Genomic DNA, 17908 nt, shown 5'->3' with positions numbered 1-17908 from the left:
TTTTAGCAATTAAGAATCCCGAAGCACTCGATAAGCACTTCGGGAGTTTTTTAGTTTAAATTATAGGCATAGATGGTTTTATTATCTGCTTTGTAATACAGCACACCACCATAATCATCAACCTTATATTCCGGTTTTTTATCTTCTAGAATGATCTCTTTTTCTATCTCGCCGTTGGCTTTACTCACTTTTGCAAGCCCCGTACCATCATCAAGTTTAGTCAAGATAAATTGTGCATTTTCAGTCGCTGCTGAAGCCTTAAAACGTTTGTTTAGATATTCAAAAGAAGCATCTGCCATACCAGCAAACATATCCTGCGCACGTTTAGCCTCTCTTCCGTATTCATTATAATTTCTAAGATTATTGGTATTAACCGCGTGACCACGCATATTAGCACCTGCTGCCATTGCAGAGGTCATAGTTAACGCTGTACTGGCAACTGCAGTAACACCCCCAACAATTTTACCAAAAGTACTGCGACCTGGAGATTTTAGATAGGTGTGATATTGTGTGTCGCCATCAAAATCAAGCAAAGCCATATTTTGATCGCTACCTAAGTAAATTCCGTTATCGCGAACGCTTAGTGTACTCGGGTATTCTTTTTCTTCAAACTTCACTTTTGCTAAGGTCGAAATCTCACTACTTTCTGCATCTATCGCAAATAGCTCATCGTCTGCATTGATCAAGTAGCGGTTGTTTTTCGCATCAAAAGCTGAAGTCACGCTGTTAACGCTTTTGTATTTCAACGGTTTTTTCCAAACCTGATCCCCGGTTTTTAGGTCAACAATATTTGCATCTTCAGAAGTGATATAGATGAGTCCGTTAGGGGTTTCTGCCATCAACTTGATATCTTCTCCTGTTTTAAGCGGTTTCTTAAATAAAGGAGTTCCATCAAAAGAAACTTTATTGATTCCACCTTCATAAATACCGAATAATACACCATCATCCATCACGTAAAAATGCTGTACAAAACCTTTAGTTTTTGGCGCTTTATCCCACAAATCTTCGCCGGTAGAAGCACTCAAAAAGTTGATCTTAGATTCTGAACGACCCGCTAAAATACTTTTTCCCGAAGTGTCCTTGTCACTTACCACGATAAGCCCTTGAGGTAGGATTTGAAAATTACTCACCACACCTTGAACCTTGGGAGCATCTTTCCAAATTTCCGCTCCGTTCGCCCCTATTTTATACACTTGCGTATTGGTCTTTGCATCGTTCATTTCAATGGCATAGATATCGCTTTCATCTTCGTTAGTAACCATCCAATTCACACCTTTCACCTTATTCTCCCAAAGCGTTTCTCCGGTTTTGGTCTTAGCATAAATACCTTGCGTGGTAGGCACAAGTAATTTATCCTTCAGCAATAGCGGCGTTCCACTAACTGCAAAATATTTAGCTGTGGTTTTTCCTGGTTTGATCAAGAAAAAAGAATAATCAAGCTCACCGGTGAGCAAGTCATATACTGCGATTTTTGGAGTTACAGATTCTGCCTGACCACCGCCTTTTTGCAGTCCGCTGATCACGAGTTTGTTCTCTGGCATCATCACATCTGCAGTTTGCACGGTTTTCCAGTCGTATTTTTCAGTACTGAACAAAACCTCACCAGAGATATAATCGATCACTGCTTTCTTGCTTGAAAAACCCGATAAGGCTTTGATACCGCCTACTCCATTTTGATCTACCATCAAATAGGGCGAATTTGGAATATATTGTACTTCTTCAGGCTTTACGCTTCCATAATCGGTAAAATTGAAAACCAACTCATTTGATCCCGGTTTGATCCCAGCCAGACCGTCGTTTGTACAAACAACGAGCGTTCCACCCAAAGTAAGCGTCATATCATTAATTCCGGCTCCCACATCATAGGTATAATCCGGTGCTTCTGCTTTTTGAGCAAAAGTCATTGCAGTGACAAAAAACAGCAGTAAGGTATTTTTTAAATGGTATAATTTAAGTTTCATAATTGTACAGGTTAAAAGTTTTTACAGGCTCAAAATTGCCTGATTATCAAGCCGAAATCAATACGGCAATTGCCTTATTATTTCAAAAACACTTGGCTTTGTAGAAAAAAAAAGAAGTCAGAAAAAGGTATAATCCAACTCCTGACTTCACGTAAAAACCTCAACACTTGAGATTTTATATATTATTGAATAGTCACATTAAACGCTCCGTTGGTTACGGCAACGGTTTGACTGGTGTTACTCGTTAAGTAACCGGTAAAATTGAAGGTTCCCGTTACCGTACCGCCTGCAGTATATTCGGCGATCTTGATTTCGCCGTTAGAAGCTGCACCTGTTGAAGTGGTAAACACCATCGCACTATTAAAGTTTGAGGTATCTTCGAGATAGGTATAACTGCCCAGACTCACGCCATTAAGGTCATAGGTGCCCACGCCTTCAAAACCGATAATCATAATCTGAATATTTTCAGAATCCATCGTTCCGCCGGAAATGGTGAGGGTTTGTACTCCGCCGGCATTGCTCTCCACCGCGGTTGTAGCTTCGGGAAAGGATTCAAAAGAAGCGCCATCAACAGTAGCGGTCAATTCGCCATCGCCAGCTGCGCTTGTGCCGCCATCATCATCTTTTGAACACGCGCTTAGAACAAATAAGCTAAAAAGTAAAACTGAAGTAATTCTTGTAATTGTTTTCATGGTTTTAGGTTTAAAATACAGAACAAAACTCCTGTAAATCAAAGCACTAATCCATAAGGCAATTGCCGTATTTAAAACTGAACATGAGGAAAATCTGCTTGTAACGCGCGTTTTTTGGCCTCTAAGTTCTTGAGAAATTTTTGATGCGCTTCAGATTCCGGATTGAAAGCTTTGTGTGCTAAACCCTGCTGAACTTCCTGAACCTTTTGCATTGTTTTTTGGGTTTCTTCAGAAAAGTAAACCGAAGAAAAGCGCTCCCAGATATAATCTACCGCCAAAGCATTAGGATGGATCAAATCTCTGTCATAGAAACGGTAATCGCGCAGCTCGTCCATCATAAGTTCGTACGACGGGAAATACGCCGAATGCTGTGAGACCTCTAAAGCCTGATGCATTCCCGCAAGCAAATGGGCTTTACTACGCTGATTTTCTACAAAACCATCTTTAGTGTGTCGCACGGGCGAAACCGTAAAAATCACCTGCGCTTGCGAATTCACTTTAGCGATTGCTGAAAGTACACGTCTTGTAGTTACTGCAATGTCATCTACAGAAGTTAATTCCTTTTGAAAAGCTTTCTGCGGAATCTTATGACAATTGGCAACAATTTTATCCTGTTCCAAATGCCGATACCCCCAAGACGTACCCAAAGTGATCACAATATGCGATGCTTCCGCTAGCTGATGTTTGGTCTCAACAAGTGCCTCATTTAATAATTGGGTAGTTTCAGCTGCTGATGAAGCGCTTAATGCGGAATGTGCATCAAAGCTAACAAACCTGCCTTGTAGTTCTTCAAGATCAGCTTCAAAAAGTTGCTTACTAGAAACCGCCAATTCTAAAAATCGCGCGATCGCCTCTGGATGAAATAAGATCCCAAATGGATTTATCGTAGTCCGAAATTTATAGTACGTAAGCTTGGCTCCTATATTTTCTACAAAACAACTTCCTACCAAAAACAAACGCGAGTGATAATCTATAGGATTACCACTCGGTTTTAAAGGTATGGTTGTTTGTAATTTCAAATCTTACTTTTTAACCCAAATACGTTTTTACTTCGTTCAGCGCTTGAGCAATGCCGTCAGGATTTTTTCCTCCTGCGGTTGCAAAAAATGGCTGACCGCCACCGCCTCCTTGGATAAATTTACCCAACTCGCGTACGATGGTTCCTGCATTTAAGTCTTTCGCTTTAGCTAATTCCTTATCAATATAACAACTTAACAATGCCTTTCCGCCTTGACGCGATGCCAATAAAAGAAAGAGATCATCTACTTCACCGCCCAACTGAAATGCCAAATCTTTGATTCCGTTTGCGTCGAGATCGACTTCTTTGGCAAGAAATTGAACACCATTCACTTCTTGAATTTCAGTTTTCAATTCGCCTTTTACATTCTTTGCTTTTTCAGCAAGAAGCACTTCTAATTGCTTTTTAAGCTCGTTATTTTCAGACTGAAGGCTTTCAATAGATTTTGCCGGTTCTTTAGCATTGTTCAATAAACTGCGCACCGCTTCTAACTGTTCATCCTGCTCTTCAAAATATTGCATCACTGCATCACCGGTAATCGCTTCAATACGACGAATTCCAGAAGCTACAGCACTTTCTGATTTGATCTTGAAATACCAAATATCGGCAGTGTTTTCAGCGTGGGTTCCCCCGCACAATTCCATAGATTTCCCAAAACGAATGGTACGCACGGCATCACCATATTTTTCACCAAATAAGGCAATCGCACCTTCTGCGATCGCCTGATCGTAAGGGATCGCACGCTGCTCTTCAAGCGGTAATTGCTCCTGAATGCGCGCATTTACAAACTGCTCGATATCCTTAAGTTCTTCGGCAGTCACTTTTGAAAAGTGCGAGAAGTCAAAACGTAAATAACCGCTATGCACCATAGAACCTTTTTGCTCTACGTGTGTTCCTAAAACGGCACGCAATGCCTGATGCAGCAAGTGTGTCGCCGAGTGATTTGCCTGAGTTCTGTGACGCTGTTTTGCATCAACAACCGCGGTAAAGGTCTCGTTTAAATTCTTCGGAAGGTTTTTAGAAAGGTGAATAATCAAGTTATTTTCTTTCTTGGTGTCAGTGATGTAAACCACATCGCCGTTGGCCGCTTCCAGATATCCTTTATCGCCAACCTGACCGCCGCCTTCAGCATAAAACGGAGTAAGATTAAAAACCAACTGATATTGGTCTCCTTCTTTCTTCGTGTTTATTTTTCGGTAACGGGTAATGCGCACCGGAGTTTGCAGCGTGTCGTATCCTACAAATTCTTCCTCGCTATCTTCTTCAACTATCGTCCAGTCTCCTGCTTCAATTTTTCCGGCAGCACGAGAACGGTCTTTCTGCTTTTGTAATTCGGTTTGAAATGCTTTTTCATCAAGCGTATATCCCTTTTCTGAAAGGATCAATGCAGTAAGATCTATCGGAAAACCGTAAGTGTCGTACAATTCAAAGGCCTTGGCTCCTGAAACTTCTTTTCCTTTAGTTTCTGCAATAATAGAATCAAGCAACACCAAACCTTGATCTAAGGTGCGTAAAAAGCTCTGCTCTTCTTCTTTAATTACATTGAAAATAAGGTTCTGTTGTTTTTTAAGTTCAGGAAAGGCTTTGCTCATCTCATCTACCAAAACGCTAACCAATTTATAAATAAATGGCTCTTTGGTATTTAAAAAGGTAAATCCATAACGCACGGCACGGCGCAGAATACGTCGAATCACATAACCTGCTCCTGTATTACTTGGCAACTGGCCGTCTGCAATTGAGAATGCTACTGCGCGCACGTGATCTGCGATCACACGAATGGCGATATCTGTTTCTTCGCTTTGACCATATTTTGAATGCGCGATGGTCTCGATCTCACGAATGAGCGGTGTAAACACATCGGTATCGTAGTTTGACGTTTTATCCTGAAGCACCATGCACAGACGTTCAAAGCCCATCCCGGTGTCAATATGTCGCGCCGGAAGGTTTTCAAGAGAACCGTCTGCTTTTCTATTGAATTGTATAAAAACGAGGTTCCAGATCTCTACCACTTGCGGGTGATCTGCATTGACCAATTCTGCTCCGGGAGTTTTTGCTTTTTCTTCTTCAGAACGTAAATCCACGTGAATTTCAGAGCAGGGTCCGCAAGGACCTTGATCGCCCATTTCCCAGAAATTGTCTTTTTTATTTCCATTCAAGATACGGTCTTCAGCTACGTGCTTTTTCCACATATCATACGCTTCAGCATCACGCTCAAGCCCTTCTGAATCATCACCTTCAAAGATGGTTACATAAAGTTTATTCTTATCGATCTTATAAACTTCGGTAAGTAATTCCCAAGCCCAATCGATCGCGTCTTGTTTAAAATAATCTCCAAAACTCCAGTTCCCCAGCATCTCAAACATCGTGTGATGATAGGTATCTTTCCCCACTTCTTCCAGGTCATTATGTTTTCCGCTCACGCGTAAACATTTCTGAGTGTCAGTGACACGTGTATCTTTTGGAGTTCCGTTACCCAGAAAAAATTCCTTAAATTGGTTCATTCCGGCATTGGTGAACATCAGCGTAGGATCGTTTTTGATCACCATGGGCGCAGAGGCCACGATGGAATGGTTTTTGGACTTAAAAAAAGATAGAAATTGATCGCGTATTTCTTGGGATTTCATGAGTGAATTTTAGAGTAGCTTTTGCCAAAATATGATTACCGGCAAACTATTTTTTATATTTGTTCGTTACCCCTTATTTAAATGCGGGATACAAGCATATATTTTAACGCAAAAATAGAATAAATTAACTAATGTCTAAGGTTAAATATTATTACGACAAAGAGACGCTTTCCTATAAAAAAATAGAGAAACGCAAGGGGCGTAAGTTGGGTTACGCCTTGTTATCTATAGGCGCTTCTTTTCTTGCGGGATTTATACTTCTGGTTATTTATTTAAACATTCCTAATCTAGAAACGCCTCGTGAAAAAGCGCTTCAGCGAGAATTGCAAAATATGAAAACGCAATATGGCGTACTTAATAAAAAGTTAGATCAGGTTCAAACCGTACTGAGCGAAGTTGAAGAACGGGATAACAATATTTACAGACTGTATTTTGAAGCCAATCCAATTCCTGATGAGCAGCGTAAAGCCGGTTTTGGTGGAGTTAACCGGTATAAAGATCTTGAAGGCTATGACAACTCAAAACTTATTATTGAGTCTAACAAACGTTTAGACATTCTTACCAAACAGCTCGTAGTGCAAAGCAAATCGCTTGACGAAATCGCCGTTTTGGCCGAAGAAAAAGAAAAATTCTTAAACGCGATTCCTGCAATTCAGCCTGTTGCCAATAAAGATTTGACGCGTATTGCTTCGGGTTACGGGATGCGTTCTGACCCATTTACCAAAGAACGCAAAATGCACTGGGGAATGGATTTTACCGCTCCGCGTGGAACCCCCATTTATGCCACAGGAAATGGTGTCGTAGAACGTGCAGACAACAATGCTACAGGTTACGGAAATCACATACGCATCGACCACGGTTACGGTTATGTAAGTCTGTATGCGCATCTTTACAAATACAATGTGCGCAGAGGTCAAAAGGTGCAACGTGGTGATCTTATAGGTTTTGTAGGAAGCACCGGCCGGTCTGAAGCGCCGCACGTGCACTATGAGATCTTCAAAGATGGGCAGCGTATAAACCCGATTAATTTTTACTACGGAAACCTTTCGCCTGAAGAGTTTGATGTAATTTTACAGAAAGCACAACTCGAAAATCAATCTCTGGATTAATGCACGTCGAACTGCCCGAAAAATTATATTACAGTATTGGTGAAGTCGCTGATGCCTTTGGCGTCAACGCGTCACTCATCAGATTTTGGGAGAAAGAATTTGATGTCATCAAACCGAAGAAAAATGCAAAAGGCAATCGCAAGTTCACGCCGGAAGACATCAAGAATCTGGAGCTTATTTACCACTTGGTTAAAGAACGCGGTTTTACGCTTGAAGGTGCAAAAACGCATTTAAAAGAAAACAAACAAGAAACCCTCAATAAATTTGATCTCATCAGAAAGCTGGAAAATATCAAAGCCCAGCTTCAACAATTAAAAGATCAACTCTAATCTAACAAACATCAATCATCATGAAAAAAGGAATTATCGCGCTAATCGTAGTGGTCATACTTCTTATCATTGGCTATTCATTTTTTAAAGGTTTTTACAATACCGGTATCGAGTTGCAAGAAGATGCAACCGCTCAATGGGGTAATGTTGAAAGTGCTTACCAGCGTCGTTCAGACCTTATTCCTAACATTGTAAACACAGCCAAAGGCTATGCTGAATTTGAGCAAAAAACCCTTACCGATGTGATCGAAGCGCGTTCCAAAGCGACGTCGGTAAATATTGATCCAACAAATATCTCTCCTGAACAGTTAGAACAATTTCAGCAAGCACAAAGCGGTTTGAGTTCGGCGTTAAGCAGATTGCTTGTAACCGTAGAGCGCTATCCTGACCTTAAGGCAAATGAGAATTTTAAGGAATTGATTAACGAACTTGAGCGTACAGAAAACCGTATCAACGTAGAGCGTAACCGTTATAATGCAGCGATCAAACCTTATAACAAGCACATCAAAACCTTCCCGAATAACATCGTAAATAACATCATTGGCAACTTTGAAGAGATGGATTATTTTGAAGCTGAAGAAGGTGCGCAAACTGCTCCTGAAGTTGATTTTGATTTCAATAACGACGCGGCGTAATGGCATCTGTAGTTGAAGACTTTTTAACGGCAGAAGAAGAACAAGAAGTTGTTGAAGCCATTCGTCAGGCCGAGCTCAAAACTTCTGGAGAGATCCGCGTGCACTTAGAACGCTCTTGTGATGAAGAAGCGCTAGAACGCGCAAAAGTGTTGTTTCATCAGCTTAAAATGGACAACACCAAAGAAGAAAACGGCGTCCTGATTTATGTTGCGGTTGATGCTAAAAAATTTGCCATTTGTGGTGATCGTGGCATCAATAAAGTCGTTCCTGATGATTTCTGGCAAAGCACCAAAGATCTCATGCAAACCGAATTTAAAAACCGAAAGTTCAAAACCGGATTGGTTAAAGGCATTACTTCTGCCGGTGAGCAATTGGCGCATTTCTTCCCTTGGGACGATGATGACATCAATGAACTTTCAGACGAAATATCGACCTCTTGATCTATTTACCTCAAATACGTTCTATTAGAACGATGCTTTTGCTTGCTTTTCTTTTTTGCCTTTCGGCGAAAGGATTAGCGCAATTTGATATTCCGGAAGTACCAAGCAAACAAACCAGTGTTTACGATTATGCAGATCTTTTAAATTCTGGTCAAAAGGCAGCACTTGAAAATAAACTTGTACGCTATAGTGATACTACCTCAACGCAAATTGTGGTGGTGATCATCCCGAGTACCAAAGGTGAAGACATCAGCTTTCTTGGAGCTAAATGGGGCCAAAAATGGGGCATTGGTCAAAAAGGGAAAGACAATGGTATCCTGATCACGCTGGCCACCGAAGATCGTAAAGTTGATATCAACACCGGTTATGGGATCGAAACGATCATCACAGACCGTATGGCCGAACAGGTGATCAACCGTATTATGATCCCTCAATTTAAAAGAGGCGATTATTACGCGGGTCTGGACCAAGCTGCTGATGCACTTTTTCAAATGCTTCAAGGGGAATACCAAGGTTCGAGACAGCAAAATAACGGCCCCAGTATTCGCAATTTTCTACTCATTATCATCATCTTTTTCGTCATCATTTTCATCCTAAGTCGTTCTCGCGGTGGCGGAAACGGCAGAAACGGTGGGAGACGTAGCGGCGCAGGCAGCTTGCTTGACGTCATCATTTTGAGCAGTCTAGGTCGCGGCGGACTTGGTGGCGGTGGCTTTGGCGGAGGATCCTCTGGTGGTGGCTTCGGTGGCGGCGGCTTTGGAGGTGGTTTCGGCGGTGGCGGTTTTGGAGGCGGCGGTGCTTCCGGAGGTTGGTAAATACTACCTGCTACCCTTCTAAATTGCAATGACCCAACCCGGTCTCTTTAATTCTTAAAAGAAATTTCATTTGGAATCTTTTCTTAAACTCATACATCAAATCACAAAATACGGAAGTGAACCAGTTGCTGACCCCAAAAAATTGGCAAGTCTCAAAAAATCTCTGGGAGACCTATACGCGTTGTATTTGAATTTAAATTCCAACTTTGATGAGCAACTGTATGAAGAAGTACAACGTCTAGACTATGCTGAAGTTTATGCGTATGTAAAAGTAAATTTCCCGGAGTTTGGTTGGTATCGCTCAAGTACAATTTCTTTTAAAATTGATCAAAATCCAGAACTGTTGGAAGAAGATGCGATTGACGATCTAACAGATCTGATCATTGATCTAAGCGAAGTCGCCTGGCGCCTCAAAAACACCAGCCTGAATGACGGTTTATGGTATTTCAACACCCTTATGAAAATTCATTCTGAAGCACATTTAATTAATTTAATAAGGTATTTAAAGGCTTTTGAAAATCAATAATTAAAAGGGCTCATATGAGCCCTTTTAATCGCTATGAGTTTTTCGAGAATAATTTAAGATCCCTTGTATTCTTTTGTACCGTAACCGCTGCAAACAAACTCAATGTAAAAGACATACCGTAGAATCCCTTCTCGCTCAACTCTAAGTTAGCATTCCACAGCCCTATTATTAAAAGAAGAATTGACGCTATTGTGGTGAACCAGCTGATACTATAATAAATATCTGTCACTTCTATTCCTTCTTGCTTATCCCGAACACTCTTTTGTACAGAAATTACCGAGAATAACCCAAAGAGTAAGATTGTAAAGTAGTACCCCTTTTCATTTAAAAGCATCGAAGCATTCCACAAACCGATGCAGTAGGACAGCATGCCTATAAATAATGCAGACCAAGCAGCTGAAACGAAAGCAGCAGTGGGCTTTGTTGAATTTTGGAATGCTGAACCTTTACTTTCATTAGAAAGAACATTCTTTTCGTTTTCAAATGTAGTTTTCATAATATTTGTTTTGAGAATTACACTACAAATGTGAGAGTAGCTTCTAAATCAGGAAAACCTGTTTTTTAGAAATACTTATGATTTAAAAGTAAATTGATACGCAGCAACTACTATATTTACTGTAACTATAGCGATTAATACTTACTATTTAATGAACAACCTTTTCAAATTGATAAGTACATTTTCGGATGAAGAACAAAAGGAAGCAGTACAATTCCTTAAAAAGAAGAACCGACGAGGAGATGCTAAAAACATACTTTTATTCAAAATGATTTGTCAGGGTAAAACCAAAGAATTACCGCAAACACTTTATAAGAAAATGAATCGGAATGCTTACCACGCCCTAAGTAAGCGTTTGCGTGATAGTCTACTTGAATTTATAGCATCCAAAAGTTTTGCTAAGGAATCAAGTGAAGAATCAGACACTTTAAAACTTCTATTATCCAGTCGCATTTTATTTGAAAAAAAGCTCTTTAAACTTGGGTGGAAAACACTTTCAAAGGCTGAAGAACTTGCTTTTGAATTTGAACTACACACTGCGCTACACGAAATTTATGATACACAATTGCAATATGCAGCTATACTGCCAGAAATCAACCTAAACTCAATTTTAGATAATAGCGATCGAAATTTAAGGATGTTGAACACCACGCTTAAATTTAAACAGGCCTACGCAACTTTAAAACGTAAATTAAGAGCAGGTACAACTAATAAAAATATAGCTCTAAAAGAAGTACTAGATTATTTTAATATAATTCCTAACCAGGATTTCACATACAAGTCTCTTTTCCAATTCATGGATCTTCTTTGCGACACTGCCGAAGCTGAAAGTAATTACTATGATATTTCACCTTTAATGCAAGAAGCTTTTCGCCACGTAAACACAAAAAAAACTTCAAATAAGCATAGCTATTATCACTTACAGATTCTCTATCTAATGGCTTCAAATAGCTTTAGAAATAAAAATTTCCAAAAGACATTAGACTTTTTAGATGAGCTTGATTCTATTTTATCAAAAAGATATCTTTATCAATTTCGTAATCAAACATTAATTCTTAGATCGCTCACTTTAAATTATTCAGGCAACCCTTTAGCGGCTATTGAATTATGCGAAAACATCAAAAGTAACGAACCTCAAGTTCAACTCCTTTTAACAACACTCTATTTTCATCAAAACAGATATAAAGATGCCTATCAGATCTATAAAAAATTTCAGCATAGTGACCACTACTATGAAAGACATCAAGGTCTTACTTGGGTAGTTAAAAAAGAAATTATAGGCTTTCTACTTCTGATAGAATTAGACAAGCTGGATTTGGTTTTGCAAAAACAAAAATCTTTACATAAAAGGTTTTACAACAGACTCAAAGCTCTTGGAGAAGAACGTGTATTAACCTTCATCAAGCTAGCGAGCATTTATTACACAAACCCTAAGCACGTTCAATCTGATACGTTCACCAAAGAAGTTGATCGTTCATTTGAATGGGTCGGTCTCGAGCGTGAAGACCTATTTGCTATAAGCTTTTATGCTTGGCTAAAATCTAAAATGATTAACCAGAATTTATACAAAGTCACACTTGACCTGATTAATCCCACCAACCATTCTCTCTAACTTCTCCTTTTTTACCCAGCGTATTGAATTTATAGCTGAAGCTCAACATAAAATACTGTTGTAAAACAGTACTCTGCACATCTTCAATATAGGATTGGGTGGCTGTACGTCTTGAGTTGGTATTTTGATTGAGCAAATCATACACTTTAAAGGTCGCTATTGCTTTATTATTCAGGAAAGAATACGCCAATGACGTGTTCCAGAATACCGCGTCCCGCTGAAATCCTGCTCCTACATTTGGATTGTAAGTATATCTAATATCATTTTCCCAAGTAAGCCACTCCGGGAAATAGGTTGTAGTACGTAGGCGCGCATTGTGCTGCGTAAATTCTTGCCCATCAAAGAAATCACGGTTAAATGTCGTCTCATTAAAGCTAATTCTATATTCAGGACGCAGCTCAAACCAATCGGTCCAGGTAAAACGTAAGCCTAAACTAGGCGAAATAGATTTAGTGATACTGGCATATTGATCTGCATTGAAAAAGTTCACAAAACGATTGATACCACCACTCATTCCTACTTCAACTTTTAACGTTCTAAGACTATCCAGCTTGTAGTCTTTGTTATAGCCTAGATTTCCGTAAGCATTATACACCCCATCTACATTTGTAAAAGTGGTAGATCGCACAAAATTATCATCTACAGTAGTAAGGTTCACCACTTGATCATTAGTAAACGTAGCGCCAAAATAAGAGTACAATCCACTTCTAGTCTCCCAATCATAATTGTTGACTCCCATATTGAAGTTATGGCTATTGGTAGGACTCAAGTTAGGATTACCTTGAACGGTGTTAATCGGGTCTGAAACATCTAAATAGGGAGAAAGTTGTCTAACATCTGGTGCGTTATTACTTAAGTTATAAGCAGACCACAAACTTAGTTTTTGTGTAAAATTATAGTTCAACCGAGCTGTTGCTTCAAGGGCGTTAAAATTATTCTCAAAATCAATATCACGCACTCGGTTTCCGGTTTCATCAGTCAACAAATCCTCACCTGTTAATTTTCGGGCTACATACGCTGCATTAATGCTTCCGCGGAGTTTTTTTGAATTATAGCTTACTCCAAATTGAGGTTTATGACTTCGGTTTGTACTTTCAAAATCGGTACTCTGCGGAGTGATGAGTTGGTTGTACGACTGACTGGCAGCATCAAAATCATAGACCAACTGCGTATTAGTGCGGTTTTCATTCTTAAACTCATACTCGGTCTCTAAAAAGAGTTTTTTTGAAATAAGCGGAATGCGCCACTTTACATTTGTAGTAATTCCGTCTGTATTATTATCACCATCGGTACGCTGATTTCGTAGAATCTGACTGGCATCGGTACCGTAAACATTGGTTTCTGAATTGGTAAAATCGATGCTTTCTGTCTCGTCTAACTGAAGATTACCATTGATTCGAATAAATCCCCCCTTTTCTCCATAACGTTTGGTCGCGGTAAGACGATTACTCAAATTACGCGTCGTACGATCATTAAAGTTGTCGTACTCGCTGTCATTTACCAAGTCTCCGGCTTCGTTTGTGGTTACTGAACTTCCCGAACTGCTGTTGGTTCCTAGCGTATAGTTAAGAGAAGGACGAAATTCTACCATAAATGTCGAATCTATTTCGGCTTGAAACCTAAGGTTTGCAGAATGGTTATCGGTATTAGAATCGGTGCGAGAATCACTTATTGAGGTAAAGCGGTTATCTGGCAAGATGTTTTCACGTACCCTGTCGGTTTCATTAAAACTATTGGCTCCCGAATAAAAGTAATCTGCAGAAGTCTCTATCGCTTCGCCAAAATCATTGGCAAAATTCATCCCTGCGTTACGCGAGTTGACGATACCTTGCCCCATTCCAAAACTTCTTCCACCTACATTAAAACCTCCGTTGCTGCTTACTGAAATATAGCTTGCATTACCAAACATCTTTTCGATCTCTCCAAAACTAAATCCAGGTGAATTGATGTTATTTCCGCTTCCCAGCAAACTGAAACGCAGATCATTGTCAAAGTAATTTCCAATACCTGCAAACTCAAAACGATTATCGGTGCCACCACCCGCAGCTACCCGGCCAAAAAGTCCTTTATTCTTATCTTCATCAATGGTGATGTTGATGGTTTTATTTTCACTATCGCCTTGTTCACCGGCAAATTCTTCAGACTCTGTTTTTGTATCAACAACCTGAATTTTATTGATCAACTCCTTGGTAAGGTTACGTGTAGCAATGGTAGGATCATCGCCAAAGAACGGTTTACCATTAACCAGAATATTATTAACCGGTTTCCCATTGATGCGTATTTGACCATCGGCATCTACCTCTGCTCCCGGTAATTCTTTTAAAAGATCCTCTACCGTTGCATCGGGTTTGGTTTTAAAAGAGGCTGCGTTAAATTCAAGCGTATCCTGCTTGATCACAACAGGCGCAGCTCTCCCTTTTACCACAACATCACCTAAGGACTCTACTTGAAATTCTAGCGGAATATCACCTAGATTAATACTACGCTCGTTAGTAAAGTCAATTTGCTGCTCGTAAGATTGATAACCTACAAAAGTGACAAATAGATTTGCCTTTTGAATATTAGACTTTCCGCTTAGTTCAAAGAGACCATTGCGATCACTTATGGTGTAACTGATCACGGTACTATCCTGAAGGGTTTCTAGAACAACAGTTGCCGCTTCTAAAGGAGTTTTCTGTTCCTGGTCAATAAGTTTACCGGTGATTTGAAAATCTTGGGCAGATGTGCTTAAAAAGAACATGCCTAGCACTAAGGCAATTAAATAACGATTGATCATGATTGTTTTTTGATTGATACACGAATAAATAGATTTCTTAAATAACTAAAAAATTAGTTATCGAGTTTAAGATAACTTTAACGTAAAACGTATTACTTCTGAGCCATTTAATAGATTAACGTCTTCTAGGCGGGCCACCTCGTCGATTACCTGATTGACCACCAAAGTTGCTCAACTTATACGTAAAACTTAGCATCGCGTATTGCGTTAGAATCAAACTGTTTGTATCCTGAATGTAATCGTCACCAATGATACGTCGTGTATCTACTACTTGATCGAGCACATCATAAACTTTAAGTTTCAGTGTAGCTTTCTCATCAAGAAATTGATAGCCTAAACTGGTATTCCATAAAATGGAAGAATTCTGAAATCCGGGAGACACGTTTCCGTTGTAGTTATAACTGATGTCGTTACCAAAAATGACATTCTTTGGCCAAAAAGTAGTCGCTTCAAAACCTACACGGTGATTGATAAAGTCTTCGTTTCGGTTTTCATTGATTGAGTATCTGGTATCGTTATACGTCAGGTTATAACTTGGATTGACTTCAAAAACCTCTTGAATGGCATAAGTCATACGCACTCCGGGAGAAAGACTAAAACGCTCAGAGTTGAATAATGTTCCATTTGTAAAACCTACGTTTCGGCTAAAATTACCCCTTAAGGTGAAATTGTATCTAAATTCTTTCTCCTCTTTGCGGCTGCTTTTAGTATAGAAAATACGTGCTCCCGCAGACATCGCCCCATCAACGTTGGCATAGGTTGTCGTACGTCTTAAATCGTCACCAATAGTACTTACAGAAACTACCTGATTTTCTGTAAAGCTAAGATCAAACGAACTGAAGATTCCGCTTCCGCCACCGGCACCAAAATTGAAACTTCTAAAATTAGCTCCAATATTATGACTATAAGCCGGACGCAATGCAGGATTACCCACTACGATATTTAAAGGATTGGTTCTATCTGCTACGGGTTGTAGCTGGCGAATAGAAGGCGTATTTGCATTGGTACGATAATCTACCGAAATACTTTTTGAACGTTCAAGCTCATAACGTACTCGCGCGCTTAAATACAAGTTGTTATACGTATTGTCAAAATTAGCCGGATTGAGCAAGTTTTCATTCTGAAGAATCGTGTTCAACAAACCTACATTGGTATTGATCCGCCAGGCCTCGTGGTCATAATTAAAACCAATGTTGGGTGTATGTCTATAGGTGTTCACTTCAAAATCACTGCTCAAACTGTCGTTAAGCACCGTATAATTACCACTCGCATCTGCATCATAGATGTAGCGTTTATTTGTAGACCTTGAGGAAGAAAAATCATAGGCCAGATCCATAAAAAAGTCAGTAGCCAGCACGAGACGCTGCTCAACTTCTAAACCGTATTGGTATTCTTTCTCATCTTCATCTATAAATTGATCCTGAATTTCGGTACGTGCATCATCACCAAAAAACTCACTTTCAGAATAGTAAAAGTTGTCATTTTCCTGATTGTCATAATTCTGCGAAACTTCCATTCTTAAAAAGGCGCCACGACTTCCAAAACGTTTTATAAAGTCAATCTCATTTCTAAAATTCAAATTATAAACATCATCTTGACTTGAAGTTTCTGTATTGTTTACCAAATCTCTGTTTCCATCTAAAGAATTTGCCATCGTACTGCGCAAAGACTTTGTTTTACTGGTATTAAAACGCGGTGAATATGACAAACGGGTAAGCGTGTCAAACTCTACTTCAAAGCGTGCATTTGCCCGATGCCTGTCGTTTATAGCATTACTGGTATTCTCTGAATTTGAATAATAAGTAGTATCTGGCAGAATGTTTTCACGCTCGGTGCGGTTGCGAGTATCGGTATTAGACCGGTCAAAATAGTAATCCCCATTCAACTCATATTTATCAGACCATTCATTGCTATAATTAGCTCCTGCAGTTTCAGATTTTGTGATGCCACCACTTCGATTTCCTGAAGCAACCGCACGCGCACCGCTGCGGCCCATCATCCCATAAATATCATCAAACTCAAATCCTGAACTGTTTATATTATTAGAACCTGCAAGAATGGTGGTGCGCATATTGTCTTTAAATATGTTCCCTATCCCGCTCATTTCATAGCGGCCGTCTGTACCACCGCCAATAGTTCCTCTGGCGAAATACCCTTTATTCTTATCCTTTTTAATGGTAATGTTGATTGTCTTATTTTCAGAATCTCCAGATTCTCCGGTAAATTCTTGAGCTTTGGTTTTGGTGTCAACCACCTGAAGCTTTTCAATAATTTCCTTCGGAAGGTTTTTTGTCGCGATTTTAGGATCGTCTCCAAAAAACTCTTTCCCATTAACGAGAATCCTAGAAACCGGTTTTCCATTTATGGTGATCGCTCCATCAGAATCTACTTCTGCACCCGGAAGCTTTTTCAATAATTCTTCGAGGTTGGCATCGGGTCGGGTTTTAAAGGAGTTGGCATTAAACTCTAGCGTATCTTTTTTAAGGGTCACTGGTGCGCGGTCTGCAACGACGATGACCTCATCCAGCAAGTTGTCTTGGACTTCGAGTTTGATTTCGCCTAAAGCGATATTCGGTTTTATCGTTATTACCTGACGCAAAGGTTTGAATCCTGCATAAGAAACAAATAGGTTCAGTTGCTCTTGATCGGTTCTGCCTTCCATCTCAAAAAAACCTTCCCGGTCTGAAATTCCATAAGTAACCAGCGTACTGTCACTTATTTTTTCGACATAAACCGTGGCAGATTCTAAAGGAACTCCATTATTATCTTTTATGGTTCCGTTTAATTGAAAATCTTGCGCAGCACCTTGTTGTAGTGCCAGCAGTCCAACGATTAAGAGTATAATCTGCTTCATAAAGGTAATATATGTACATTG

General features: G+C 39.7%; 14 protein-coding genes. 7 read left to right on the top strand and 7 right to left on the bottom strand.

Going from position 1 to position 17908, the window contains the following annotated elements:
* Nucleotides 1-50 precede the first annotated feature (50 nt).
* The 4 genes from WA338_RS03305 to alaS all read right to left on the bottom strand — a co-directional run bounded on the left by WA338_RS03305 (nucleotide 51) and on the right by alaS (nucleotide 6295).
* Entirely contained in the window at nucleotides 51-1961 is a 1911-nt protein-coding gene (locus WA338_RS03305; protein WP_009779027.1) for an outer membrane protein assembly factor BamB family protein, read from the bottom strand.
* A gap of 182 nt (nucleotides 1962-2143) precedes the next feature.
* Complete coding sequence (locus tag WA338_RS03300) at nucleotides 2144-2653, bottom strand: DUF6252 family protein (protein WP_336092044.1); 510 nt, start codon at nucleotides 2651-2653, stop codon at nucleotides 2144-2146.
* A gap of 71 nt (nucleotides 2654-2724) precedes the next feature.
* A complete protein-coding gene (locus WA338_RS03295) occupies nucleotides 2725-3672 on the bottom strand; it encodes a GSCFA domain-containing protein (protein ID WP_273016808.1) in 948 nt (315 codons plus the stop codon).
* Between the two features lie 10 nt (nucleotides 3673-3682).
* The gene (gene alaS / locus WA338_RS03290; RefSeq protein WP_040532554.1) at nucleotides 3683-6295 is read right to left on the bottom strand and encodes an alanine--tRNA ligase; all 2613 of its coding nucleotides are present in this window, start codon (nucleotides 6293-6295) and stop codon (nucleotides 3683-3685) included.
* A gap of 131 nt (nucleotides 6296-6426) precedes the next feature.
* On the opposite strand from alaS, the gene WA338_RS03285 reads away from it, so the two are divergent.
* From WA338_RS03285 to WA338_RS03260, 6 genes are all read left to right on the top strand, one after another.
* Nucleotides 6427-7404 (top strand): M23 family metallopeptidase, encoded by a 978-nt coding sequence (locus tag WA338_RS03285; protein WP_009779023.1) that lies wholly within the window; start codon nucleotides 6427-6429, stop codon nucleotides 7402-7404.
* Nucleotides 7404-7733, top strand: coding sequence for a MerR family transcriptional regulator (locus tag WA338_RS03280; RefSeq protein WP_336092040.1), 330 nt, complete (start codon nucleotides 7404-7406; stop codon nucleotides 7731-7733). Before WA338_RS03285 ends, WA338_RS03280 begins: the two co-directional genes overlap by 1 nt.
* Nucleotides 7734-7753: 20 nt before the next feature.
* Nucleotides 7754-8368 (top strand): LemA family protein, encoded by a 615-nt coding sequence (locus tag WA338_RS03275; RefSeq protein ID WP_336092037.1) that lies wholly within the window; start codon nucleotides 7754-7756, stop codon nucleotides 8366-8368.
* Nucleotides 8368-8808 (top strand): TPM domain-containing protein, encoded by a 441-nt coding sequence (locus WA338_RS03270; protein WP_336092033.1) that lies wholly within the window; start codon nucleotides 8368-8370, stop codon nucleotides 8806-8808. The genes WA338_RS03275 and WA338_RS03270 overlap by 1 nt, the downstream gene beginning before the upstream one ends.
* A 32-nt stretch (nucleotides 8809-8840) precedes the next feature.
* Entirely contained in the window at nucleotides 8841-9623 is a 783-nt protein-coding gene (locus WA338_RS03265) for a TPM domain-containing protein (RefSeq protein WP_336092075.1), read from the top strand.
* 70 nt (nucleotides 9624-9693) lie between these two features.
* Complete coding sequence (locus tag WA338_RS03260; RefSeq protein WP_336092031.1) at nucleotides 9694-10149, top strand: DUF5063 domain-containing protein; 456 nt, start codon at nucleotides 9694-9696, stop codon at nucleotides 10147-10149.
* Between the two features lie 31 nt (nucleotides 10150-10180).
* Here the strand turns inward: WA338_RS03260 and yiaA are convergent, their stop codons facing one another.
* Nucleotides 10181-10645 (bottom strand): inner membrane protein YiaA, encoded by a 465-nt coding sequence (gene yiaA, locus WA338_RS03255; RefSeq protein ID WP_009779017.1) that lies wholly within the window; start codon nucleotides 10643-10645, stop codon nucleotides 10181-10183.
* Nucleotides 10646-10814: 169 nt separating this feature from the next.
* On the opposite strand from yiaA, the gene WA338_RS03250 reads away from it, so the two are divergent.
* On the top strand, nucleotides 10815-12257 hold the full coding sequence (locus WA338_RS03250) for a hypothetical protein (RefSeq protein ID WP_154648895.1): 1443 nt from the start codon (nucleotides 10815-10817) through the stop codon (nucleotides 12255-12257).
* On the opposite strand, the gene WA338_RS03245 is transcribed toward WA338_RS03250, so the two are convergent.
* Both WA338_RS03245 and WA338_RS03240 read right to left on the bottom strand, forming a co-directional pair.
* Complete coding sequence (locus tag WA338_RS03245) at nucleotides 12232-15033, bottom strand: outer membrane beta-barrel protein (RefSeq protein WP_009779015.1); 2802 nt, start codon at nucleotides 15031-15033, stop codon at nucleotides 12232-12234. The two genes, WA338_RS03250 and WA338_RS03245, sit on opposite strands and share 26 nt — an antisense overlap.
* A gap of 115 nt (nucleotides 15034-15148) precedes the next feature.
* Complete coding sequence (locus WA338_RS03240; RefSeq protein ID WP_009779014.1) at nucleotides 15149-17887, bottom strand: outer membrane beta-barrel protein; 2739 nt, start codon at nucleotides 17885-17887, stop codon at nucleotides 15149-15151.
* Nucleotides 17888-17908 lie beyond the last annotated feature (21 nt).

The sequence above is a fragment of the Leeuwenhoekiella sp. CH_XMU1409-2 genome, from assembly GCF_037029365.1.
Classification (GTDB): Bacteria; Bacteroidota; Bacteroidia; order Flavobacteriales; family Flavobacteriaceae; genus Leeuwenhoekiella; species Leeuwenhoekiella blandensis.
Note: the sequence above shows the minus strand (reverse complement) of the source record. Positions and strands in the feature narration are given on the sequence as shown.

Excerpts from the sequence above, each read along its gene's own strand:
- WA338_RS03305 (WP_009779027.1), bottom strand. The coding sequence starts at position 1,961 with ATGAAACTTAAATTATACCATTTAAAAAATACCTTACTGCTGTTTTTT.
- WA338_RS03300 (WP_336092044.1), bottom strand. The coding sequence starts at position 2,653 with ATGAAAACAATTACAAGAATTACTTCAGTTTTACTTTTTAGCTTATTT.
- alaS (WP_040532554.1), bottom strand. The coding sequence starts at position 6,295 with ATGAAATCCCAAGAAATACGCGATCAATTTCTATCTTTTTTTAAGTCC.
- WA338_RS03285 (WP_009779023.1), top strand. The coding sequence starts at position 6,427 with ATGTCTAAGGTTAAATATTATTACGACAAAGAGACGCTTTCCTATAAA.
- WA338_RS03280 (WP_336092040.1), top strand. The coding sequence starts at position 7,404 with ATGCACGTCGAACTGCCCGAAAAATTATATTACAGTATTGGTGAAGTC.
- WA338_RS03275 (WP_336092037.1), top strand. The coding sequence starts at position 7,754 with ATGAAAAAAGGAATTATCGCGCTAATCGTAGTGGTCATACTTCTTATC.
- WA338_RS03270 (WP_336092033.1), top strand. The coding sequence starts at position 8,368 with ATGGCATCTGTAGTTGAAGACTTTTTAACGGCAGAAGAAGAACAAGAA.
- WA338_RS03265 (WP_336092075.1), top strand. The coding sequence starts at position 8,841 with ATGCTTTTGCTTGCTTTTCTTTTTTGCCTTTCGGCGAAAGGATTAGCG.
- yiaA (WP_009779017.1), bottom strand. The coding sequence starts at position 10,645 with ATGAAAACTACATTTGAAAACGAAAAGAATGTTCTTTCTAATGAAAGT.
- WA338_RS03245 (WP_009779015.1), bottom strand. The coding sequence starts at position 15,033 with ATGATCAATCGTTATTTAATTGCCTTAGTGCTAGGCATGTTCTTTTTA.
- WA338_RS03240 (WP_009779014.1), bottom strand. The coding sequence starts at position 17,887 with ATGAAGCAGATTATACTCTTAATCGTTGGACTGCTGGCACTACAACAA.